The following is a 22,168-nucleotide window of genomic DNA, read 5'->3' on the forward strand; positions in this document are numbered from 1 at the left end:
GGAGGTGCGGCATGCTCCACCACGAGCCGTCGGGGAGCACCCCGTCCAAGGGACCCGCAAGGCGCACTGCCCTGGTCTTCGTGCTCATGATCGCTCTGATCTGCGGCGCAGTGGCCGCCGGGATCCTCTGGACGGCTGGAGCCAAGGCCGATCGTGAGATCGCCGCCCACCGTCATCAGGTGACGGCGACCACCGCTGGGCCGTCCAAGGACCCTCCCGGCGCCGCCCGATACGGCACGAAGCCGCAGGCCGTCGCGCCGGCGGTGTGGGAGCAGCCCGACCACGTCCCCCGGTCCGGGAACATCCACGTCCCGCCCGCGACGCCCCAGGGGCGAACCGTGACGGTCTGGGTGAACGACGCTGGGGTCCCTGTCCGGCCCCCGGGCAGCGCTGCGGACAGGGCCCTTACCTCCCTCTCGGGCGGTACGGCGGCGGCAGGTGCCGTCGGGGTCACGGGCGCCGCCGTGGTCTTCCTCGTACGGCGGGGCACCGATGGGCACCGGCTCGCGGCCTGGGAACGCGAATGGGAGCAGGTGGAACCCGTATGGTCCGGCCGGGGCAGCGGTGCAGGAGACGACGATGACTGACCGTGCCGACAGCCGTACCACCGCGGAGCGGACCGCTTCCTCCACCGAGGCGCTGCCCTTCGACCCCAGCGAGCCCCTGCCCAGGCTGCGTCGGGAACTCGCCACCGGACCGGATGGGCTGTCCGCTCGCGAGGCCGCCCGCAGGCTCGCCGTCCATGGTCCGAACGAGGTGCGGCGCAAGACCCGCTCCTCCTTCGTGCGGGAGCTGGTCGGGCAGTTGGTCCACCCGCTCGCCCTGTTGCTCTGGGCCGCCGCGGCGCTGGCCTTCGTCGCGGATCTCGGGGTGCTCGGCTGGGCGATCCTGGCGGTCGTCGCCGTCAACGCGGGCTTCGCGCTGCTGCAGGAACGCCAGGCCGAGCGCGCGGTGGAGACCCTCGCGCGCTACCTGCCCGAGCACGCCCTCGCCGTACGCGACGGCCGACCACTCACCGTGGAGGCCTGCGACCTGGTGCCGGGCGACGTGATCGTCTTGGAAGAGGGCGACAAGGTCCCTGCCGACGCGCGCGTCACCGAAGGCGGAGTGGAAGTCGATCTGTCGATGCTCACGGGGGAGTCCGTCCCCGCCGAACGTATGGCCGCGGCCGGGCTCCTCGGGGCCCCGTTGCTGGAGGAGCCGAACCTCGTCTTCAGCGGGACGACCTGTGTCGAGGGACAGGCCCGGGCCGTCGTGTTCGCCACCGGCAACCACACCGAGCTCGGCCGGATCGCCGCCCTCAGCCAGCGGACCCGGCGCGAGGCGAGCCCGTTGGAACGACAGGTCAAGAAGGTCGCCTGGCTCATCGCCGGCGTCGCCACCGGCATGGGGGCCGTGTTCCTGGTCCTAGGCGTGGCTGTCGGACTGCCGGTGACCGACTCCCTCACGTTCGCCATCGGGCTCCTCGTCGCCAACGTCCCCGAGGGACTGCTCCCGACCATCACGCTGGCCCTCGCCGTCGGCGTCCGCGCGCTGGCCCGCGAAGGCGCCCTGGTGAAGCGTCTCAGCGCCGTGGAGACGCTTGGCTCCACGAACGTCATCTGCACGGACAAGACCGGCACGCTGACCCGCAACCGCATGCGCCTGAGAGCTCTCTGGACCGCGGGGCATGGAGCGGAACCCGGACCCTGGGCGCAGGAGCTGGTGCGGGCGAGCGCCCTGTGTACCACCGTCACCCGCGATGAGGACGATGAGCTGCACGGCGATCCGACCGAGGCTGCCCTCGTCGCCGGGGCCGCCGACCACGAGGCGCCGGTGGACCTCGCCCGACGCGACGCGGGACGGCGCAGACTGTTCCGCTTCGATCCGCGGCTGCGGCTTATGTCGGTCGTGCAGGACGACGAGGCGACGGGTCGCCTGCGGATCGTCGCCAAGGGGGCGCCTGAAGCGGTCCTGGCCCGGGTCCTTCCCGGCTCCGCCACGGACGCCGCCCGCTCGGCGGCGGAGGAACTGGCCCAGGGCGGCATGCGGGTCCTCGCCGTCGCCGCGCGCGACCTGCCGCCGGGCGCGGAGCCGCCGTCGCGCCGTCAGGACGCCGAATCCGGACTGACGCTGCTCGGTCTGGTCGGGCTGTACGACCCGCCGCGCCCCGAGGTGGCGGATGCCGTACGCCGCTGTCACGAGGCCGGGGTGCGCGTGCACATCGTGACGGGGGACAGCGGGGCCACTGCCGCGGCGGTGGCCCGGGAGGTGGGCATCGGAGTGCCCCGCCTGCACGTGGTCGCGGCTTCCGAGTCGCTGGGCGACGACGAGCTCGACCGGCTTCTCGTGGAGGGCGACGACGAGATCGTCTTCGCCCGCTCCTCGCCCGAGACGAAACTCAAGGTGGCCGACACTCTGCGGGCCCACGGCCGGATCGTCGCCATGACGGGTGACGGCGTCAACGACGCCCCCGCGCTGCACCGCGCGCACATCGGGGTGGCCATGGGACGCTCCGGCACCGATGTGGCCCGCGAGGCCGCCACCATGGTGCTCACCGACGACGACTTCGCCACCATCGTGACCGCTGTCGAATCCGGGCGCCGCGTCTACGACAACGTACGCAAGTTCATCGTCTACATCTTCGCCCACGCGACCCCGGAGATCGTGCCCTTCCTCGTCTTCGCGCTCTCCGCCGGCGCGGTACCGCTGCCGCTCACCGTCCTGCAGATCCTCGCCATCGACCTCGGCACCGAGACGCTGCCCGCCCTCGCCCTCGGTCGGGAGCGCTCCGAGCCCGGCATCATGCAGCGGCCGCCCCGGCCACGGCACCAGGGCGTGATCTCCCGCGACATGCTCATACGGAGCTGGGGATACCTTGGCCTGGTGTCGGCGGTCCTCGTCATGGCGGGCTACTTCTACGTGCTGTGGCGCGCGGGCTGGCAGCCGGGTGCTCCCACGGGCACGGGCAGCCCCTTGCACCACGCCTACGTGACGGCCACCACGGCCACCTTCGCCGGCATCGTCACCTGCCAGGTCGGCACGGCCTTCGCGGCCCGCACCGACCACGCGGCACTCCGCGACATCGGGGTGTTCTCGAATCCGCTGCTGCTCGCCGGCATCGCCTTCGAGCTCGCGTTCACCGCCGCCCTCGTCTACGCGCCCCCGCTCCAGCACCTCTTCGGCACAGCCGCCCTCCCTCTGGACGTCGTCCTGCTCGTCGCGACCTTCCCGGTCCTGGTGTGGGGCACGGACGAGCTGCGGCGCGCCAGGCGACGCCGTCAGCTGCCGGCCGCACCACGCTCGGTCCCCGCCGTCTCCTCGCCGCCCTGGTCGAGTCGGAAGGGCGGGTAGGCGTCCGTCATGAGGCTCGCGTAGGCGGCGACGCGCAGGACCCAGCGGTTCAGGCCGACGATCAGGGCGAACAGGTCGCGCGGATACCGGTCGGTGAAGGACACGGCGAAGCCCGCGATGAGTGTCAGCAGGGTGATCAGACCGCCGCTCCACCAGTGCACCTGCATCCCACCGGTGAAGAAGGCGATCACCAGGTACTGGGGGATGGCGAGCAGCCACCACTTGACCAGGACCAGCGAGCGCGAGAGGCGCTCCGGGTAGGCGATGTCGAGCCGGGCCGGGTAGTCGGGCTCCGGACCCAGGCTGAAGGGCGGGTAGCGGTCGGTGCCGAGGGCTCCGTACGAGTAGTACGACACGCGCCAGGACCAGCGGAGCACGCCGAGATTGAAGTCGAACAGGCCCCGTGGGAAGCGCTCGGTGAACAGGATGGCGAAGAACGCGATCACCGTCACGACGAGGAAGGCGATCCAGAGGAAGAACAGCACGATCCAGTGGGGGATCACCAGGATCCATTTGACCAGCCACAGCCAGCGGGACAGTGGGGTGTCAAGCTCGGCGGTCACGGCCACCGGAGGCCGAGGGGCGAGCTGTATGTCCATGGTCGTCACTTCCTCGCCAGGTCTTCCCGCGCGTACGCCGACCGTCGACGTCCCCCCCCACCTCTCAGGATCACCCGCTTCCGCCGCCCGGCGCAGGTCGGGCCGGCTCCGGGGGGCGTCCGTGGTCGTCGGCGTAGGCCCTGAAGACGTGCTCAGGGTTCTCTCCTGTGCGCAGGAAGCGCTCGTCGAGCACGGCGGCCAGGTCCTCCAGTGCCGTGCGCAGCACCGAGGCGGAGAGCCGGACGTCCGGATGACGGGCCTCCGCCGCCTGGTCCACCAGGCCGACGGCGTGGCCGAGCTGCCCGGCCAGGGACGTGTTCTCGTCCCCGTCGTAGAAGTAGTACGACTCGGCGTACTGCAGGAAGTCGACGGTGATGGTGGAGAGGGCCGAGGCGAGACCGTCCAGGAGCGCGGCGCCCCCGTCGGAGTCGAGAGCCTCGGCGGCGACCAGGCTGCGGCGCACGTGGGACAGCCGTAGGGCGAGCGCCCTACGGCGGGCCAGCGCTGGATAGATACCGAGGATCCAGGCGACGGTCGCCGACAGCAGGACGAAGCCCACCAGGGCCTCCATGGGGGCGAGCACACGGAGCCACCCCGAGGCCGGCGCAATGTCTCCCAGACCGAGCGTGGCCAGGGTGACCAGGGAGACGTAGAGGGCGTCGAGCGGGCCCGCGTGCTCGGCGGGGGCGAGCCCCGTGGCGTAGGAGAAGTCCTCGGGCATGTGGGGCCAGTAGATGAGCCCCCATCCCACGGCCACGGTGAGGGCCCAGACCGCGAGAACCGTCACCATGCCCATCGGGCCGGCGAGACCGGCCGACCGCCACCGCGCGCCGGGATGGGCCGACAGCCACCACGTGGCCCTCATCACCAGCCTGCTCAGACCGCCGTGGCGCGTCGGGTGCCAGAGGGTGTGGAAGAGGTCTCGGAGGATGAACAGCACCAGTAGGGCGCCCGCGAGCATCGGAAGCCACGTCATTCCGGCACTCTTCCCCCGGCGCCGACGCGCTCCCTCCAGCAGCCACTGATGTCAGCCCGGTGGCGGACTGCGGCAGCGGCCGGTCGGGGTTCACGTCTACTGCCCGGTGCCCGTCCGCGCCTCGATCCTGTGTCGCACGGCCGTCGTCAGGACCGTCAGCCGCGTCGACACCATGGGCGTGGGTGCCGTCGGGCGATCGATACGCCGTGCCTCGTCCGGCATCGCGGCGAGATCCGCTTCGAAGCGGGTCCGGGCGGCGGCCAGGGTGTCGGACGGCTCTGTACGAAGCCCGCCGCGCATCACGGTCCCCAGCAGAGGCACCGTGCCCTCAGGAGGCTCCTCGTTCGCCAGGCCGATGACGTCCCGCAGGCCGGGGCCGCGGAAGACCTGCTTCGGGCCGGGAGCCGTCACCTTCGCGGACGAGAGCTTCATGACGGGCCGCCCGTCGTACTCGACCAGCTTGTACGCCGCGTCCAGGTACGGGGCGTCGGCGGCCGTGCCGACCTTGGTCCCCACGGCGAACACGTCGATCGGTGCCCTCTTCCGCACGAGCCGGTCGATGCCGTACTCGTCCAGACCGCCGCTTGCGATGATCTGCACGTCCCTCAGCCCCGCCTCGTCGAGTGCGGTACGGGCCCGGCGAGCCAGCGCGCCCAGGTCTCCGCTGTCGAGGCGGATCCCGCACCCCGGACCCAGCCCGAGGTCCTTGAGCACGCGCGCCGCCGTCGCGACACCACGGTCGGTGTCGAAGGTGTCGACCAGGAAGGTCACCGGGCCGGGATGGGTGCGGGCGAAGGCCCGGAACGCCTGCTCCTCGGAGGCGAAGGTCTCGATGTACGCGTGGGCCATCGTGCCGGCGGCAGGGATGCCGTACCGGGTCGCGGCGGCGACGTTGCTGGTCCCGGCGAAGCCGACCAGGGAGGAGAGGCGCGCCGCCTGCATGCCGGCCTCGGGTCCGTGGGTCCGGCGCAGCGAGAAGTCCACCAGGGGCCGCCCGGCGGCGGCGAGCACACACCGGGCCGCCTTGGACGCGACGGCCGTCTGATGGCAGAGGAGGGACAGCAGGTGCGTCTCCACGAGCTGGGCCTGTGGCAGCGGCGCGGTGACCTCCAGGAGCGGCTCACCGGCGAGGACGAGCCGTCCTTCGGGCACGGCGCGTACCTGCCCGTCGAACGACAACCCGTCCAGCGGTTCGAGGTCCTCGACCGGCCGCCGCAGCGCCTCGGCGAACTCCTCGACGTCGGTGCCGCCCACCCGGAAGCGGGAGAGGTAGTCGAGGGCCGGTGCCAGCCCTGCGGCGACGAGGAACCCGCGGCCCGGCGGAAGGTCACGGACGAATAGGCTGAACGTGGCTGGTGCCTGCATGCCCTCCCGCAGGTACGAGAGCGCCATCGTGACCTCGTACAGGTCGGTGGCAGTCACCTCGGACACGGCTACGTCCCGGCCTGGGCGGTGAGCTCGCACCGTACGTCCACCACGCCTTCGACAGCCCGCGCCAGGCGTGCCGCGAGTGGGATGAGCGCGCTGTCGCGGACCTCGCCGGACAGGGTGACGACACCCGCGTCGACACGGACGTCGACCTGGTGGTGCGAGAGCGGGAACAGGTGCTCGATGGCGTCTCGGCGCACCTCGGCGGCGAGCTCGTCGTCGGAGCGGAGGAAGACCTTGAGCAGGTCGGACCGGCTCACGATCCCCTGGACCGTCCCGCTCGCGTCGACGACCGGCAGCCGCTTGACGCGATGGGCGGCCATGAGGCGCGCGGCCTGCGGCAGAGATGCCTCTGGGGTGACGGTGACGGCGGGCGAGGTCATCAGGTCCTCGGCCCGCCGGGACCCGGCCTTGGCAGTGGCGTCGAGCCGCCGCATCTGTTCGACGAGGCCGAGGCGGTGGTCGTGGAACTCCTCCTTGCGGAGGAGGTCCGCTTCGGAGACCACTCCGACGACGTGGCCCTCGCCCTCCACCACGGGTACGGCGGTCACCTTCCACCGCTCCATGGCGGTGACGATCTCCTTGAACTCCGCGCCGGGCAAGACGGCGACGACCTTCTTGGTCATCACGTCGGCCACGGTAAACGGTTGCGATGTCATCGCCTGTTCCTTACGTGAGGAGCCGTCGCGCCATTGTGGCGGCCACTGCGGCGGACACGGCCACACCGACGGCGGTGTCCTGTGCACACAGCTCCCGAACGGCCTGCCCGTCGAATTCGAGGGCGTGGACCTCGGTGGTCGCCGTGGCACCACAGTGCCAGTGGTACGGAGGGAGCATTCCGGAGCAGCCGAAGAGGTCGCCGGGCACGAGGGTGCCGACGAGCGTGGCGCCGTGACCAGGGCGGTGCTCGTCCAGGTCGACGCGCCCCGCCTCGATGATCCAGAAGCGGTCGGCGGGCTGCCGTTCGCGGAAGATGCGCGTACCCGCGGGGATGCGGACCGGCCGGGACTGCCGCAGCAGCCGGTCACGTGCCTCCGGAGTGAGTTCGCTCAGCAGCATGGTCATGGTGCTCATACCGTGCCTCCAGCCCTCACATACACACTCTCGCGCGGTGGCCGGTCCGGCGAGGGCCGACCAGGCCCGACGTGGGACCGACAGGCCCTGTCAGCGGACCAGGACGGCCTCCCCGGAGCGGGGCACGACGGCCGTCCAGCCGAGTTCGCGGTCGATGCGGTCGCGCAGCGCCTCGGAAGCGGCCGGTTCGCCGTGGACGAGGTAGGTGGTGCGCGGGGGAGGTGCGCCGCGCAGCCAGTCGATGATCTGTCCGGCGTCGGCGTGTGCCGAGAAGTGGGGAACGTCGGCGACCTCGGCCCGTACGGGCACGTACTCGCCGAACATCTTGAGTGCCCGCGCTCCGTCCACGAGGTCCCGCGCCCGAGTGCCCGCAGCGGCGAAGCCGACCACGACGACCGCGTTGCGCGGGTCCGGGAGCAGCCGGTGCAGGTGGTGCAGGACGCGGCCGCCGGTGGCCATGCCGGCCGAGGAGACGATGACGGCGGGTCCCCTGACCTCGTTGATCCCGATGGACTCCTGGACCGTGCGCGCGGCGAGGAACGGCGCGGGGCTCAGCGCGGCTGCTCCCTCGGCGAGGATTTCCGGCCGCAGCTCGGGGGAGCGCTCTCGTACCGCGTCCTGGTAGACGTCGAGGGCGGCCAGGGCCATCGGGCTGTCCACGTACACGGGGACCGATCGAGGTAGGGTGCCCGTCTCGCGCAGCAGCGTTAGTTCGTGCAGGACGACCTCGGTGCGGTCGATCGCGAAGGCGGGGATGACGACGGTGCCGCTCCGGGCGGCGGTCCGCGCGATCACGGCGGCGAACTCCGACCGGGCGGACTCCTGGTCGTGGCGGCGGTCGCCGTACGTGGACTCCATCAGCAGCACGTCGGCGCCGGAGAACGGTTCGGGCGGCAGCAGCAGTGGGTGTCCGGGCCGCCCCAGGTCCCCGGACACGGCCAGGGTGTGGCCGTCCTCCAGGGTCAGGCGGGCCCACGCGGATCCCAGGATGTGTCCGCCGTGGTGGAGCGTCAGCCGGGTACCGGACATGATCTCCACGTCCTCCCCGACCGGGACCGGGTCGAAGAACGCCAGCGACTTCTCCACATCGGAGTCGTCGTACAGCGGCTTGGCCGGGCGGTGCTTGGACCAGCCGTGCTCATCGGCGTGCCGGGCGGCCTCCATCTGGAGCCGGGCGCTGTCTCGCAGCACGATTCCGGCGAGCCGGGCCGTGTTGGCGCTGGTGAGGATCGGTCCGCGGAAGCCCTGCCGGACCAGGCGGGGCAGATAGCCGCAGTGGTCCAGATGGGCATGTGTGACGACCACGGCGTCGACGTCCGCGGCGTCGCGGGCGAACCGTTCCCAGTTGCGGCGCCGCAAGGTCGCGAAACCCTGGAAGAGACCGCAGTCGAGGAGGATCCGCGCATGGTCGCTCTCGACCAGGAACTTGCTTCCGGTGACCGTTCCCACGCCGCCCAGGAAACTGAGCAGTGCGGGTCGCGGAGCGGTGGGAGCGGTGTTCGGGGCTGCCTCGGACACGGTCAGCCCTCCTTCGGAGTGGACCGGTCTCCACCTTCGCATCCGACCGGCCGGGACCGGAGGGTCCGAGCGGCCCCTGTCGGGGGCCGACCGGCTCATGTGCCGCCCGAGGGCTCGGTGGAGCCTGGTGGACGAGGACCGCAGCGACGCGCGACAGGAAGCAGGTGGGCGCCATGAAGGCACTCGTATTCCAGGGACCGGGTCGGATCGCCTGGCAGGACGTACCCGACCCGGGCATCGAGGACCCCGCCGATGCGATCGTCAGGGTCGACGTCGTCACCATCTGCGGCACGGACCTGCACATCCTGAAGGGTGACGTGCCGGAGGTGACGCCCGGCCGGGTCCTCGGACACGAGGCGGTGGGCACCGTGGTCGAGACCGGGGGCGACGTCCGCACGGTGCGGCCGGGCGACCGCGTCCTGGTCTCCTGCATCTCCGCATGCGGCAGGTGCCGCTTCTGCCGCGAGAACCGTTATGGGCAGTGCCGTGGCGGAGGTGGCTGGATCCTCGGTCACACCGTCGACGGCACGCAGGCCGAGTACGTCCGTGTGCCCTTCGCCGACCTGTCCGTCCACGCGCTGCCGGACATCATCGACGGCTCCGACGCGGTCCTGCTCGCCGACATCTTCCCCACGTCCTACGAGGTCGGGGTCCTGAACGGTGCCGTGCGCCCCGCCGACACGGTGGTCGTCGTCGGCGCGGGCCCCATCGGTCTCGCCGCCATCGCCACTGCCGGCTTCTACAGTCCGGGCCGCATCGTCGCCGTCGACCTGGCCGAGTCGCGGCTTGCCGCCGCCCGTGCCCTCGGCGCGGACGCCACCGTGAATGCCGAGGAAGGCCCCGAGCAGCTCGTCGCGGATCTGACCGACGGCCTCGGCGCCGACGTCGTCATGGAGGCCGTCGGTGTCCCGGAGGCGTTCGAGATGTGCACCCGGATGGTCCGACCCGGCGGCCGGGTCGCCAACATCGGAGTGCACGGAAAGCCCGCGGTCCTCCACCTGGAAGACCTGTGGATCAAGGACGTCACGATCACCACCGGCCTGGTGGACACCTCGTCCACACCCATGCTGCTGCGCATGATGGCCGCCGGGCGGCTGCCGTCGGCGGAACTGGTCACCCACCGGTTCGAGCTGGGGGAGATGGAGGAGGCGTACGAGATCTTCGGCCGGGCGGCCGAGACCGGCGCCTTGAAGGTCGCGCTGGGGGGCCCGCGGCACACGGTCGTCAGACTCCCCGACGCGCCGGTAGCTTGATGAAAGGCCGAGGCTCGCTCTCTCGGCCGCCGGATGGTGTCGTCCTCGACACCGACGGCGTTCTGCTCGACTCCGCCGTCGTGCACGCGGCGGCGTGGAAGATCGCGTTCGACGCCTGCCTCGACCAACTGGCGCCCGACAGCGGGACACAGCCGCCCTTCGACGCGGACGCCGAGTACCGCCGGTTCGTCGACGGCAGGTCCCGGTACGACGGAGCGGCCGCCTTCCTCACCGCCCGCAGCATTCACCTCCCACCGGGAGACCCGCACGACGCGCCCGGCTGCGGCACGGTCTGGGGTGTCGCGGCACACAAGGAACAGGCGTTCGTCGATCTGCTTCGTACAAAAGGCGTCACGGCCTTCGCCGACGCCAGGCCGGCTCTCGCGGCCCTGCGCACGGCGGGCGTGCCGTGCGCCGCGGTTTCCGCTTCCCGGCACGCCCGGGCACTGATCCGTGCCGCGGGGCTCGCCGGTCTCCTCGCGGTGATCGTGGACGGTGAGGACGCCGCCCGGCTCGGCCTCGCCGGCAAGCCGGATCCCGCGCTCTTCCTGCGGGCGGCGGCCCTCCTCGGCGGCTGCCCGCAGGAGACGGCGGTCGTCGAGGACGCACTCGCCGGAGTCGAGGCGGCGCGTCGCGGCGGTTTCGGTCTCGTCGCCGGAGTCGACCGCACACCGCTGCGACGCACCGCCGCCCTCCTGCGAGAGCAGGGTGCCGACCTGGTGGTTCCCGATCTCACGACGCTGGTCCGCAGCGTGTGGGGTGAGCGCCCATGACCACCGGCTGGACGTGGGGGTACGACCATTACGACTCGGGGCGCGAGCCGCTGGTCGAAGCGCTCTGCACGCTCGGCAACGGCCGGTTCGCCACCCGGGGCTCCGCTCCCGAGTGCCCCGCCGGAGGCGCGCACTATCCGGGGACCTATCTGGCCGGCTGCTACGACCGGCTCCCCTCGGTCGTCGCCGGCGAACGGGTCGACAACGAGGACCTCGTCAACCTTCCGAACTGGACGCTACTGCGCTATCGCTGTCTGCCGGACGACGGGCCGGCCGGCGACTGGCTGACGCCGGACTCCGGGGAGCTGCGCCACTACGACGTCCGTCTCGACCTGCGCGCGGGTGTGCTCACCCGCCGCCTGTTCTTCGAGGCTGCCCGTGGGCGGGGCCTGCGCGTCAGCCACATCCGCGTCGTTCACATGGGAGACTCCGGGCTTGCGGCCCAGTGCACCCTGTTCCGCGCCTACGGTTGGAGCGGTTCCGTCGAGGTGCAGTCCGTCCTCGACGGCTCCGTCACCAACGCCGGAGTGGAGCGCTATCGGCACCTCGACGGGCGTCATCTCACGGACCACCGGACCGGGTTCGAGCCTGGCGGCGTCGGCTGGATCTCCTGCCGTACCGTCGATCCGGGCGCCAGGATCGCCATGGCGGTGCGCACGGCCACCCGCCCCGCGCGGCCCGCGAGGGAGGAGGCAACCAGTGCCGGCACTGTGCAGACCTACCGCCTGCCCGTCGCTCCGCACCGCTCGGCGATGGTCGTGAAGACTCTGGCACTGCACACCTCGATGGACCGGCCGGCCGCCGACCCGCTCCCGGCAGCCACCGACGCGATCGCGAGCGCCCCTTCCTTCCCGCAGCTGCTCTCCGCCCACAAGACGGCCTGGCGGCGTGTCTGGGAGCAGGGTGAGTTGCACGTGCCCGGCGAGGCGGGCGGCATCCTGCGGCTGCACGTGTTCCACCTGCTGCAGACGCTCTCCCCACACACGGCGGACCTCGACGTGGGCGTTCCCGCCCGCGGACTGCACGGTGAGGCGTACCGGGGGCACGTCTTCTGGGACGAGCTCTTCGTCCTGCCCTACCTCGACCTCCACTTCCCTGAGGTGGCGCGCGCGCTGCTCATGTACCGGCACCGTCGACTGCCGGCCGCCCGCGAGGCCGCCCGCCTCGCCGGTCAGCAAGGGGCCATGTACCCATGGCAGAGCGCGAGTTCGGGCCGGGAGGAGACGCAGGTCCTGCACCTCAACCCGCGTTCAGGGCGCTGGTTGGCCGACCATTCCCACCTCCAGCGCCATGTGGGCTCGGCCGTCGCGTACAACGTCTGGCGGTACGCGCAGGCCACCGGCGACCGCGGATTCCTCCACGCGGCCGGGGCGGAGATCCTCCTTGAGGTCGCCCGCTACTGGGCCGGGGCTGCCGCGTTCGACCCGGTGCTCGGCCGCTACCGCATCCGTGGGGTCGTGGGACCCGACGAGTACCACGACGCCTATCCCGATGCCACGACCCCGGGGATCGACGACAACGCCTACACCAACGTGACCGCCGCCTGGGTGCTTGCCCGCGGCCTCGACCTGCTCGGCGAACTGCCCGCGGCCCGCCGCTCGGAACTGGCGGAACGACTCGCGCTGGACGCCGACGAGACCGCTCGCTGGGAGGCCGTCTCCCGCCGTCTGTACGTGCCGTTCCACCAGGGCGTGGTGAGCCAGTTCGAGGGTTACGGCGAGCTGGCGGAGCTCGACTGGGAGGCGTACCGGGCCCGGTACGACGACATCCGCAGACTCGACCGGATCCTGGAGGCCGAGGGCGACACGGTCAACCGCTACCAGGCGTCCAAGCAGGCCGACACCCTCATGCTGGGCTACCTCTTCCGGCCCGAGGAGCTGTACAGCCTGTTCGGTCGGCTGGGCTACGGGCTGGACGACGAGATGTGGCGTGCGACCGTCTCGTACTACCTGCGACGCACCAGCCACGGCTCGACGCTCAGCAGTCTCGTCCACGGCTGGGTGCTGGCCCGGCAGAAAGGCGCTGAAGCCTGGCGCTACTGCGAGGAGGCGCTGCTCGCCGACGTGGCCGATGTCCAGGGCGGCACGACCGGCGAGGGCATCCATCTCGGCGCGATGGCCGGCACGATCGACCTCGTCGAACGCGGGATCACCGGCCTGGCAACGGGACCGGAGGGGCTTCGGGTGGCTCCGGTGCCACTGGCGGAGATCCCACGGTTCACCTTCACCCTGTGCGTCGGCCGTCATCGAGGGGTGCGCCTGCGGATGCTTCCCGGTCGGCTGGCCATCCGGGTCCCCGCTTCGCCCGCGGGCCCGCTCGCCGTCGTCCTCCCCGGCGACCGGAGGGTCACTGTCGCACCCGGACAGGAGCGTTGGTTCCGTCTGTGAGAAGTGGCTCCGTCGGTGAGAATCCGGTCAGTAGAAGGCGAGCACCTCGGAGACGGGACGGCGCGGTGTGGCCCGACCCTGGGGGCCGTAGCCCAGGCGGAACACCATGTGAACGAAGCTGACCATCGAGCCGGGATCGCGTGCTTCGGAACGGAGTTCGGGCCATTCCAGCGGTTGGGACATCAGGGAGGTGGCAAGGCCGTCGAGGGTGGCCTGCAGGAGGACCCGGTGCATGGCCTGGCCGGCCCTCAACCATTCCTCCCGGGTGTCCTCGACTGTGCCGAGCAGTGCGATCTGAGGACTCTTCTCGAAGCGCGCCGAGGTGCGGGCCGGCACCTGTCGGGGGGCGCCGAAGTCCCTGACGGGGGAGGTCACGTCGTACTGCCGCGGGCCGAAGGCGTACGAGGGGATGCCCTCGGTGCCGGGGCCTTCCCCACCCGCACCGGTGCGTGTCCAGGCGGCGATCTCCGCCCGTACGGCCTCGTCCGCCGCCTCGAACAGCTCAGAGGCGTGGACGAGACCCATGACGGTGTCGGTGTGCCACGCTCCCGGTACGACGAGTCGGCAGCCCTCCAGGAGGGCCGCCGCACGGAGTCCGTCGATCACCTCGGAGGGGATCTCCTCTTCGGTGAAGGGGAAGCGGCTGGTGTGCCGACGCGACAGGGCGGCATGGAGTATGCCCAGTTCGGTGTCGGCGTCGTCGGGGCCGTCGAACCGTACGTCGGCGAGGTGCCAGGGATCGTTCGGGGAGGGCAGCAGCCGGACCACGGGATGCAGGGCCCGGTGCGCGGCGGCGACCCGCAGACCGAACAGGGCGGCGCCGCAGCCGAGGTGGAGGGACCGGTGGTCGGGGTCCCCGCGCGGCATGCCGCGCAGCGGGTCGCCGTGCAGTTCGACGACCCCGGTGCCCGTCGTGCAGACGAACTTCCAGGGCTGTGCGTTGTGCATCGAGGGAGCCGTGACGGCGTCTTCGATCAGCGACGTCACGAGTGGTCGGGTCAGCGTGGTGGGAGACACGGTTCGTCCTGTCTGAGGTGAGTCACCAAGAGATGTCGTGCGGAGTCCGGGTGGCGGATATCAGATGTGTGTCGTCTTCGTGGAAGGACAGCCTGTCCACGACGGCGACGACGCCGTCCACGCGCTCGGCGAGTCCGACGAGCATCAGGGCCTGAGTCCGCCACCGGACGCTTCCCCCCAGCGTCACCACGCCGTCGAGGACGTGCACGTCCACCGCATCCCCGGGCAGGCCCATGGCATCCGTGAGGACGTCCTCACGGATGCGGCGCCGTATCTCCGAGTCCGGGCGAAGGTAGACACAGAGCAGATCGCGGCGGGTCACGATGCCTACCAGTCGTTCCTCCTCGTCGACCACGGGAAGCCTCTCGACTCCGCGGCGCACCATCAGCCGTGCCGCGTCGACCACCGTCTCGTCGGCGTGCACTGTGACGGCCGGCGTGGTCATCAGGCCCCGCGCAGTCAGCTCGTCGCTGGCCAGGAGGTCGCTCTCGGAGACGACACCGACAACACGGTCGTCCTCGTCCACGACGGGAACCCCGCTGATGTCGTGCTCGGCGAGCAGCTTCGCCACATCCCTGAACGACGCCGCAGGGACGGCGGAGACCACGTCGTCGGTCATCAGACCGCCGACCTTCATGTGCTTCATCACCGCGTCTCCTGTTCGAGTGTTCGGCCGGTGTGCTGTCCCCTGTCACCACCCTCCAACGCACGCTCGGGGGCGACGAGGGCCGAATGGTCCACCCTCAGGCCCGAACGGGCTCGTCGTTGCCGCGTCCGCGCTCCGTCCGACCGGGGGGGGCGGGACCTATGGTCCCGTTCGTTGCCCCCAGCGGCCCTGCGGTCATCGTGACCAGCTGCCAGGGTGGAAGGAGGTCCCTCGGCCTCTGCGAGGAGGAGCCATGAACGCAGCCACAACCGGTCCCGGTCTGGGCAGGGTCGTCGTCGGCGTCGACGGATCACCGTCCGCACACACGGCGGTGATGTGGGCGGCAGCGGAGGCGGCCCTGCGGGGTAGTGCTCTCTGCCTCGTTCACGCGGCGGACACGGACGCACCGGTCCCGCTTCTGTCCGAGGCGGAGATCGTCGGGAGCCGGCAAGCGGGGTGGGAGCTGCTCGACCGGACCGCCGAGGCGATCACGGAGCGCCATCCCGAGTTGACGGTCGTCAAGGAACTCACCGATGGACCAGCTCCAGGCAGCCTGCGACGAGCCGCCGCCCTGACCGGCACGATCGTCGTCGGACACCGGGGCCTCGGGGGGTTCTCCTCGCTGTTGCTCGGATCGGTCGGTCTTGAGGTCGCGGCCGGCGCCACCACGCCCGTGGTCGTGGTGCGCGGGGCCGCGGAGCCCGTCGAGGACGGTGTGGTGCTCGCGGCGGTTCGGAACGAGGCCGACGTGGGCTGCGCCCGTGCGGCGGCCCGCGAAGCCCTGCTCCGAAAGGTGCCTCTGCGGCTCCTGCACATTTGGAGTGTGAAGCAGTCCGCCGGCTCACGGGCGGCGTTGCGCAACGGTGGCGACGAGATCGCCCGCGATCACGCACGCGTACTGTCCTCGGTCTCGAACCGGCTCCGGGAGGAATTCCCGAATCCGACGGTGCACGCCGACACCCAGAAGAGCCACAGCGTGCCCGGAGCTCTCGTCGACGCGTCCCGCCACGCCGCCCTCCTGGTCGTCGGCGGCCGGCGATCGCCCGGCTACCTCGGACCGACGCTCGGCCGGATCACGCTGACCCTGCTGCAGCACGCCCACTGCCCCGTGGAGCTCATCCCTCGGCAAGGGCCTGGACATGGGAGCACGTCATGACCAGCACAACAGGTCGCAGTGACATCGTCGTCGGTATCGACCCGGTCAAGAACTGGCACCTGGCCCTGGCCTGGGCTGCGGACGAGGCTCACCTGCGAGGAGCGGGACTGCGCCTGGTGGTCGCGGTACCACCGCGGCACGACACCCAACACGTCGACGACACTCCTCGTCACCTGGCGCAGCAGCAGGCCGGAACGGAAGCTCTGCGTGCCGCGCTCGCCTGGGCGCACGCCCGGCACCCGGGCCTCGAGTCCACTTCCGCCCTTCTCGACGGGCTGCCGGCAGGAGTCCTGGCCGGCCTGTCACACGAGGCCGACATGATGGTGCTGGGCTCCCGGCATCTCAGTCGTACCGAGGAGTTCCTGAGCGCCGGTTCCCTCGTCGTTCCGGTCACCGCGAAGGCGCGCTGCCCGGTGGCCGTCGTGGGCGACGCGGAACACGTCACGCAGGAGACGCCCTACCTCGTCGTCGGTGTCGACGGCAGCGAGTCCTCACGAGCAGCCCTGGCCTGGGCTATCGAGGAAGCGGACCTCCGGCGCTGCGCACTCCGTGCCATCGCCGTCTGGCAGCCACCCGTCTTCTCCCCGCACAGCGCCGACACGCTGTTCCACGCCGAGCGTCGCCTGCTCTCGGAAACCACCGCGGGCTGGACGGAGAAGTACCCGGACGTCCGGCTCACCCACGAGGTGTCGGTCGGTTCCCCCGTAGAGATCCTCGCGGACGCAGCCGAGCACGCCCTTGCCGTCGTCGTCGGCCGTCGAGGCCGGGGCGGATACACCGGGATGCGCGTCGGATCCGTCGTCCATGGCCTGCTGCACCGGGCCCACTGCCCGGTGATCACCGTCCCTGCCAGGTGAGCGAGCCATGACGGCGTCGGCAGCGGACCGGGCACCTGCACCGGTGCGGGAGACGGCGGGACTCACCCAGGAGGAGGCCGCCCGGCGGCTCGCTGACACAGGCCCCAACGAGGTGACCGCGAGAAAGCCCGTACGGCTCCACAAGCGTGTCCTGGCCCAGCTGACCGACCCGCTGATCATGGTGCTCCTGGGGGCTGTCGTACTGACCCTCGCGATCGGCGACCATCCCGACGCGATCGTCATCGGACTGGTCGTCCTCGTGAACACGACCGTCGGCGTGGCGCAGGAGATCCGGGCAGACAACGCCGTTGCCGCCCTCTCGGCCCTCACCGCCCCGCACGCGCGCGTGCGGCGCGCCGGCGCTGTCTGCGACCTCCCGGCGGCGTCGATCGTCCCGGGTGACGTCCTCGTGGTCGGTGAGGGCGACATCGTCGCCGCCGACGCCGAGCTCGCCGAGGCGTCCGCCGTACTGGTGGACGAGTCCATGCTCACGGGGGAGTCCGTGCCCGTCGACAAGGAATCCGGTGCGACGCTGAGCGCCGGCACGGTCGTCGTCCGTGGCCGGGGCGTGGCCATCGTCACGGCGACCGGGGCATCCAGCGCCCTCGGCCGCATCGCGGCTCTTCTCGACCAACGTCGCGAGCCGACCCCGCTGCAGCGCCGCCTCGCCGCTCTCGGCCGCATCCTCGCAGCTGTGACGCTCGCGCTCTGCGTCCTGGTCTTCGCCCTCGGCCTGGTGCGGGGGCTCCCGCTCGGGACGATGGCGGTCACGGCCATCAGCCTGGCCGTGGCGGCGGTCCCCGAATCCCTTCCCGCCGTCGTCACCCTCGCCCTGGCTCTCGGAGCCCGGCGCATGGCCGCCCGGCATGCGCTGGTGCGTCGGCTGCCCGCAGTGGAGACGCTCGGCTCGGTGTCCGTCCTCGCCACCGACAAGACCGGCACGCTCACCGAGGGACGGATGGTCGTCCAGCACATCTGGACACCGCGAGTGAGCGCCGAGCTCTCGGGTGTGGGGTACGAGCCCGAGGGCGACGCCCTTGTCGCCGGGAGGCTGGCGGAGGCGCACGAGCTCGAGCCGCTGCGCGAGCTGCTGACGGTGACCGCCCTCTGCAACGACGCCACGCTGCGCCCGGTGGACGCCGAGGCGTCCGACGGTCGCTGGGCGGCACTGGGCGACCCCATGGAAGCGGCTCTGCTCACGGCCGCGGCCAAGACGGGCTGCCCGGAGCCGGCGGAGCTGTCGGTGACCCGCCCCCGGGTCGGCGAAGCGCCCTTCGACAGCCTCCGCAGACGCATGAGCACACTCCACAAGACTGACGGAGACGGATTGCTCGTCTGCCTGAAGGGCGCTCCCGAAGCCGTACTCGACCGGGCCGTCCTGCACGCTTCTCCGGACGCGCTCGCGCAGGCCCGCGAGGAGGCAGCGCACCTGGCCGCGCGGGGATACCGCGTGCTCGCCGTGGCATCGGGCGTACGGGACGACCTGCCGAGTCCGGTCACCGCGGCGGAGTCGGGCCTCGCGCTCCTTGGCCTCGTTGCGCTGAGCGACCCACCGAAGCCGCATGCCGCCGCGACCCTCGCCTCCTGCCGGGCGGCCGGCATCACCCCGATCCTGATCACCGGTGACCACCCTGCGACGGCGAGGGCGGTGGCGTCCCACGTCGATCTCGTGGGCCAGGGGGATGAGTCGGACGGCGATGTCGTCACGGGAGCGGACGTGGCCGCCGGACGGGTCCCTGACCTCACCGCGGTCCGGGTCTTCGCCCGTACCGATCCCCAGCAGAAGCTGGACATCGTCGAGGCGTGGCGTGCCCGTGGAGCGGTCACCGCCATGACCGGCGACGGCGTCAACGACGGCCCCGCCCTGCACCGGGCCGACATCGGCGTCGCCATGGGAGCGCGCGGAACGGAGGTGGCGAGGCAGGCGGCGGACCTCGTCCTCACCGACGACGAGCTGTCGACGGTAGTGGCGGCCGTCGACGAGGGCCGGCGCGTCTACGACAACATCCGCCGCTTCCTCGTCTACGGGATGTCCGGTGGCGCGGCCGAGATCCTCATCATGCTCATCGGTCCCGTCCTCGGACTGCCCCTGCCCCTGCGAGCGGGGCAGATCCTGTGGATCAACCTCCTCACACACGGCCTCACCGGCGTCGCCATGGGAGCGGAACCGGCCTCCCCGGGAGCGATGCGGCGTCCGCCGCGCCCGCCCGGCCAGCACATCCTCGGTGGCGGTGCCTGGCAGCGCCTGCTCGTCCTCGCCGCCGTCGTCACGACGGCCTCTCTCGGCGCGGGACTCGCCGCCCAGGCGCTGGACCTGGCTTGGCAGAGCGTTCTCTTCCTCGCCCTCCTCGCCGCCCAGCTCGGCGTCGTCCTGGGGCTGCGTGCCCGGCTGCTGACCCGGAAGAACCCGTTCCTTCCCCTGTCCGTCCTCGCCTCCACCCTGCTGGCCGCGGCAGCGCTGTACGTGCCCTTCCTGAGCTCGGTCCTGGAGACGGAGCCTCTCGACTGGGCAGGTGCCGGTATCGCTCTCGCCTGTGCACCCGCCGGCTTCGTGGCGGCCCGCGTCGTACGGAACGCATTCCACCCCGGCCAGCCGACAGGAGCGGGTGGCACATCCGGACTACGGTGAAAGTGCGTGCGTCGAGCCCTGTCCATGCGCTCGACGCTTCCGGAGGTTTCGATGGGTGGTGAAGGCTCCGAGTCGGCAGGCAGCAGGATTCCGCGGCTGAGGCTGGATGAACTACTCGAAGAGCTCCAGGTACGCATCGACGAGGTGCGGGGCACCAGGGACCGGCTCAATGGGCTCCTTGAAGCCGTCATGTCCGTCGGCCGGGAACTGGACCTGCCACAGGTCCTGCGCGGGATCGTGGAGGCGGCGGTGACCCTCGTGGACGCCGAGTACGGAGCCCTCGGAGTCATCGGTGACGACAAGAAGCTCTCCGAATTTCTCCCCATCGGCATCGGCGACGACCTGCGGGAGCAGATCGGAGATCTGCCCTCCGGGCACGGAATTCTCGGCGAACTGATCCGGAACCCCCAGCTGCTGCGCCTGTCCGAGCTGTCCGAGCATCCCGCCTCGTACGGATTCCCGCCCCACCATCCGCCGATGCACTCGTTCCTCGGCGTCCCCATCCGGGTCCGCGATGCGGTCTTCGGGAATCTCTACCTCACCGAGAAGCGTGGTGGGGTCGACTTCGACGCCGAGGACGAGGCCGTCGTGACGACCCTGGCAGTCGCGGCCGGTATCGCGATCGAGAACGCCCGCCTCTATGAGGAGGGCCGCCTCCGGCAGCGGTGGCTGGCGGCGAGCTCGGACTTCACCAGCGCTCTTCTGTCCGGGGCGGAAGAGTCCCAGGTGCTGGAGGGGATGCTGGAGCAGGCGGTGGACATCGCGGGCGCCGACATGGGGGTCTTCTACCTGATGGGCACGGGTGGCGAACTGCGGGGTTCGCTGGCGCGTGGTGAGGGCGCCGAAGCGCATCGAAGCGTGGTCCTGCCGAGCAGCGAAGGAACCCTGGCCGCCGCGGCCCTCATGGACGAAGACGGACTGGTCACGGCGGCGGACGTCGCGAGCGACGAGCGCGTGACGGTGCAGCCGGAGCGCTGGAATGGCTTCGGACCGGCGGTGGCCGTCACGGTCGGCACGAAGGAGCGGCTGAGCGGCGTACTGATCCTCGCCCGGCGTAGGGGTCGGCCCCCTTTCGTGGGCGTCGAGATCGCCGCTCTCCCCGGATTCGCGGGACAGGCGGCCCTGGCACTCGAACTGGCCGACCGGCGTCGTGATGCCGAGCAGGTGGTTCTTCTGGAGGACCGCGACCGGATCGCCCGCGACCTGCACGATCTGGCGATTCAGCGCCTGTTCGCCACCGGGATGACGCTGCAGAGCGCCCGGCGCTTCGTCGAGCACCCGGAAGCGGCAGACCGGCTGGCCCGGGCCATCGGCGACCTGGACGCCACCATCAAGATCATCCGTTCGACCATTTTCAGCCTCCGGGACCACGACACCTTCGGAACGGCACCGAAGCTCAGGAGCCGCATCGTCAAAGCAGTCGAATCAGCCGCGCCGACGCTGGGGTTCACCCCCGCCCTTCGTATGGAGGGCTTGCTCGACACGGATGTGCCTCACGAGGTGGCCGATGAGGTGATCGCGGTGATCGGGGAAGCGCTCACCAACGTGGCCCGGCACGCTCGGGCCCGCGGGGCGGAGGTGGCGGTTGTCGCGGATGACGGCGTACTGACCGTGACAGTGAGTGACAACGGTGTAGGCATCCCAGAAGGCCGGCCCCACGGCGGCCTGCGGAACCTCTCTGAACGGGCGGAGCGCCTGGGCGGTTCTCTCTCCGTCGTCGCACGGGCGGAACCCCGCAACGGCACCGTGCTCGAGTGGCGCGTCCCCCTGGCCGCTGTCCGGAAGTGAGAGCGCTACCCCTGCTCGGTGTCGTGTTCGTGGACCTGTGCGGCGATCACGGCCGCCTGCACACGCCGTTCCACGCCCAGCTTGCCCAGCAGCCTTGAGATGTGGTTCTTGACCGTCTTCTCGGACAGGTAGAGCCGCTTGGCGATCTGCCGGTTGGTGAGCCCCTCGCCAATCAGGTCGAGCACGGAGCGCTCCCGCTCGGACAGCACTGCGAGCCGCTCGTCCTCCGGTGGCTTCGCCGCCTCGGGGTCCCGCAGCGAGTGCATCAGCCGGGCGGTGGTGGCCGGATCCAGCATCGACTGCCCGGTGGCCACGGTCCTTACTGCCGATACGAGATCGGAACCCTTGATCTGCTTGAGGACGTACCCTGCCGCTCCCGCCATGATGGCGTCGAGAAGAGCGTCCTCGTCGTCGAACGAGGTGAGCATCAGGCAGGCCAGGTCCGGCATCCGCGAGCGCAGCTCCCGACACACGGAAATCCCGTCGCCGTCGGGCAGCCGCACGTCGAGGACGGCCACGTCAGGCCGCAGGGCGGGCCCTCTGGCCAGGGCCTGGGTCGCCGTCGCCGCCTCGCCGACCACTTCCATGTCGGGTTCGTCGTGGATCAGGTCGCGAAGGCCCCGGCGGACCACCTCGTGGTCGTCCACGAGGAAGACCCGGGTGGGTGTGTCGGCTGCCGGCAGCTCGGACATGGCGACCCCTGTGATCGTTGGGTACCTACCCCCCCATAAGGA

18 protein-coding genes are annotated in these 22,168 nt (G+C 71.3%); 9 read left to right on the top strand and 9 right to left on the bottom strand.

Annotated elements, in window-relative coordinates; all coding sequences use genetic code 11:
• Positions 1–86: 86 nt before the first annotated feature.
• Together AMK29_RS37920 and AMK29_RS15995 are read left to right on the top strand one after the other, a co-directional pair.
• On the top strand, positions 87–587 hold the full coding sequence (locus AMK29_RS37920) for an Rv1733c family protein (protein ID WP_443334071.1): 501 nt from the start codon (positions 87–89) through the stop codon (positions 585–587).
• A complete protein-coding gene (locus tag AMK29_RS15995) occupies positions 580–3,333 on the top strand; it encodes a cation-translocating P-type ATPase (RefSeq protein WP_079196900.1) in 2,754 nt (917 codons plus the stop codon). The genes AMK29_RS37920 and AMK29_RS15995 overlap by 8 nt, the downstream gene beginning before the upstream one ends.
• Here the strand turns inward: AMK29_RS15995 and AMK29_RS16000 are convergent.
• From AMK29_RS16000 to AMK29_RS16025, 6 genes are all read right to left on the bottom strand, one after another.
• Positions 3,261–3,932: a DUF4389 domain-containing protein gene (locus AMK29_RS16000; protein ID WP_073813298.1), complete on the bottom strand. Its 672-nt coding sequence runs from the start codon at positions 3,930–3,932 to the stop codon at positions 3,261–3,263. The genes AMK29_RS15995 and AMK29_RS16000 overlap by 73 nt on opposite strands.
• Positions 3,933–4,002: 70 nt before the next feature.
• Positions 4,003–4,908, bottom strand: coding sequence for a potassium channel family protein (locus AMK29_RS16005; protein WP_073813301.1), 906 nt, complete (start codon positions 4,906–4,908; stop codon positions 4,003–4,005).
• Positions 4,909–5,004: 96 nt separating this feature from the next.
• A complete protein-coding gene (locus AMK29_RS16010) occupies positions 5,005–6,339 on the bottom strand; it encodes a nicotinate phosphoribosyltransferase (protein WP_073813304.1) in 1,335 nt (444 codons plus the stop codon).
• 2 nt (positions 6,340–6,341) lie between these two features.
• Positions 6,342–6,995: a CBS domain-containing protein gene (locus AMK29_RS16015; protein WP_073813306.1), complete on the bottom strand. Its 654-nt coding sequence runs from the start codon at positions 6,993–6,995 to the stop codon at positions 6,342–6,344.
• A 10-nt stretch (positions 6,996–7,005) separates the two neighbouring features.
• Positions 7,006–7,410 (bottom strand): cyclic nucleotide-binding domain-containing protein, encoded by a 405-nt coding sequence (locus tag AMK29_RS16020; RefSeq protein WP_073813308.1) that lies wholly within the window; start codon positions 7,408–7,410, stop codon positions 7,006–7,008.
• A gap of 90 nt (positions 7,411–7,500) precedes the next feature.
• Positions 7,501–8,928 carry an MBL fold metallo-hydrolase RNA specificity domain-containing protein gene (locus AMK29_RS16025; protein WP_073813311.1) on the bottom strand — a complete coding sequence of 476 codons (1,428 nt, stop codon included), beginning with the start codon at positions 8,926–8,928 and terminating at the stop codon, positions 7,501–7,503.
• Positions 8,929–9,101: 173 nt separating this feature from the next.
• On the opposite strand from AMK29_RS16025, the gene AMK29_RS16030 reads away from it, so the two are divergent.
• From AMK29_RS16030 to AMK29_RS16040, 3 genes are read left to right on the top strand one after another with little or no spacing between them, the layout of a single operon-like run.
• Entirely contained in the window at positions 9,102–10,181 is a 1,080-nt protein-coding gene (locus tag AMK29_RS16030; RefSeq protein ID WP_073813845.1) for an alcohol dehydrogenase catalytic domain-containing protein, read from the top strand.
• The gene (locus tag AMK29_RS16035) at positions 10,181–10,954 is read left to right on the top strand and encodes an HAD family hydrolase (protein WP_073813313.1); all 774 of its coding nucleotides are present in this window, start codon (positions 10,181–10,183) and stop codon (positions 10,952–10,954) included. Before AMK29_RS16030 ends, AMK29_RS16035 begins: the two co-directional genes overlap by 1 nt.
• Positions 10,951–13,341 carry a glycoside hydrolase family 65 protein gene (locus tag AMK29_RS16040; protein ID WP_073813315.1) on the top strand — a complete coding sequence of 797 codons (2,391 nt, stop codon included), beginning with the start codon at positions 10,951–10,953 and terminating at the stop codon, positions 13,339–13,341. Before AMK29_RS16035 ends, AMK29_RS16040 begins: the two co-directional genes overlap by 4 nt.
• 27 nt (positions 13,342–13,368) lie before the next feature.
• Here the strand turns inward: AMK29_RS16040 and AMK29_RS16045 are convergent, their stop codons facing one another.
• Positions 13,369–14,358: an Acg family FMN-binding oxidoreductase gene (locus tag AMK29_RS16045; protein WP_073813316.1), complete on the bottom strand. Its 990-nt coding sequence runs from the start codon at positions 14,356–14,358 to the stop codon at positions 13,369–13,371.
• A 22-nt stretch (positions 14,359–14,380) separates the two neighbouring features.
• Entirely contained in the window at positions 14,381–15,004 is a 624-nt protein-coding gene (locus tag AMK29_RS16050) for a CBS domain-containing protein (RefSeq protein WP_073813318.1), read from the bottom strand.
• A 253-nt stretch (positions 15,005–15,257) separates the two neighbouring features.
• On the opposite strand from AMK29_RS16050, the gene AMK29_RS16055 reads away from it, so the two are divergent.
• From AMK29_RS16055 to AMK29_RS16070, 4 genes are read left to right on the top strand one after another with little or no spacing between them, the layout of a single operon-like run.
• Positions 15,258–16,160, top strand: coding sequence for a universal stress protein (locus AMK29_RS16055; protein ID WP_073813320.1), 903 nt, complete (start codon positions 15,258–15,260; stop codon positions 16,158–16,160).
• Entirely contained in the window at positions 16,157–17,017 is an 861-nt protein-coding gene (locus tag AMK29_RS16060; RefSeq protein WP_073813322.1) for a universal stress protein, read from the top strand. The genes AMK29_RS16055 and AMK29_RS16060 overlap by 4 nt, the downstream gene beginning before the upstream one ends.
• 7 nt (positions 17,018–17,024) lie before the next feature.
• Complete coding sequence (locus AMK29_RS16065) at positions 17,025–19,646, top strand: cation-translocating P-type ATPase (protein WP_073813324.1); 2,622 nt, start codon at positions 17,025–17,027, stop codon at positions 19,644–19,646.
• A gap of 51 nt (positions 19,647–19,697) precedes the next feature.
• Positions 19,698–21,434 carry a GAF domain-containing sensor histidine kinase gene (locus AMK29_RS16070; protein ID WP_073813326.1) on the top strand — a complete coding sequence of 579 codons (1,737 nt, stop codon included), beginning with the start codon at positions 19,698–19,700 and terminating at the stop codon, positions 21,432–21,434.
• Positions 21,435–21,439: 5 nt separating this feature from the next.
• Here the strand turns inward: AMK29_RS16070 and AMK29_RS16075 are convergent, their stop codons facing one another.
• Complete coding sequence (locus tag AMK29_RS16075; RefSeq protein WP_073813328.1) at positions 21,440–22,126, bottom strand: response regulator; 687 nt, start codon at positions 22,124–22,126, stop codon at positions 21,440–21,442.
• Positions 22,127–22,168 lie beyond the last annotated feature (42 nt).

Source organism: Streptomyces sp. CB02261 (assembly GCF_001905665.1).
GTDB lineage: Bacteria > Actinomycetota > Actinomycetes > Streptomycetales > Streptomycetaceae > Streptomyces.

Bases quoted from the DNA above. Each gene is read 5' to 3' on its own strand.
- AMK29_RS16065 (WP_073813324.1), top strand. From the start codon at position 17,025: ATGACGGCGTCGGCAGCGGACCGGGCACCTGCACCGGTGCGGGAGACG.
- AMK29_RS16055 (WP_073813320.1), top strand. From the start codon at position 15,258: ATGAACGCAGCCACAACCGGTCCCGGTCTGGGCAGGGTCGTCGTCGGC.
- AMK29_RS16030 (WP_073813845.1), top strand. From the start codon at position 9,102: ATGAAGGCACTCGTATTCCAGGGACCGGGTCGGATCGCCTGGCAGGAC.
- AMK29_RS16035 (WP_073813313.1), top strand. From the start codon at position 10,181: ATGAAAGGCCGAGGCTCGCTCTCTCGGCCGCCGGATGGTGTCGTCCTC.
- AMK29_RS16040 (WP_073813315.1), top strand. From the start codon at position 10,951: ATGACCACCGGCTGGACGTGGGGGTACGACCATTACGACTCGGGGCGC.
- AMK29_RS16000 (WP_073813298.1), bottom strand. From the start codon at position 3,932: ATGGACATACAGCTCGCCCCTCGGCCTCCGGTGGCCGTGACCGCCGAG.
- AMK29_RS16060 (WP_073813322.1), top strand. From the start codon at position 16,157: ATGACCAGCACAACAGGTCGCAGTGACATCGTCGTCGGTATCGACCCG.
- AMK29_RS37920 (WP_443334071.1), top strand. From the start codon at position 87: ATGATCGCTCTGATCTGCGGCGCAGTGGCCGCCGGGATCCTCTGGACG.
- AMK29_RS16005 (WP_073813301.1), bottom strand. From the start codon at position 4,908: ATGACGTGGCTTCCGATGCTCGCGGGCGCCCTACTGGTGCTGTTCATC.
- AMK29_RS16070 (WP_073813326.1), top strand. From the start codon at position 19,698: ATGGGTGGTGAAGGCTCCGAGTCGGCAGGCAGCAGGATTCCGCGGCTG.
- AMK29_RS15995 (WP_079196900.1), top strand. From the start codon at position 580: ATGACTGACCGTGCCGACAGCCGTACCACCGCGGAGCGGACCGCTTCC.
- AMK29_RS16075 (WP_073813328.1), bottom strand. From the start codon at position 22,126: ATGTCCGAGCTGCCGGCAGCCGACACACCCACCCGGGTCTTCCTCGTG.
- AMK29_RS16050 (WP_073813318.1), bottom strand. From the start codon at position 15,004: ATGAAGCACATGAAGGTCGGCGGTCTGATGACCGACGACGTGGTCTCC.
- AMK29_RS16015 (WP_073813306.1), bottom strand. From the start codon at position 6,995: ATGACATCGCAACCGTTTACCGTGGCCGACGTGATGACCAAGAAGGTC.
- AMK29_RS16020 (WP_073813308.1), bottom strand. From the start codon at position 7,410: ATGAGCACCATGACCATGCTGCTGAGCGAACTCACTCCGGAGGCACGT.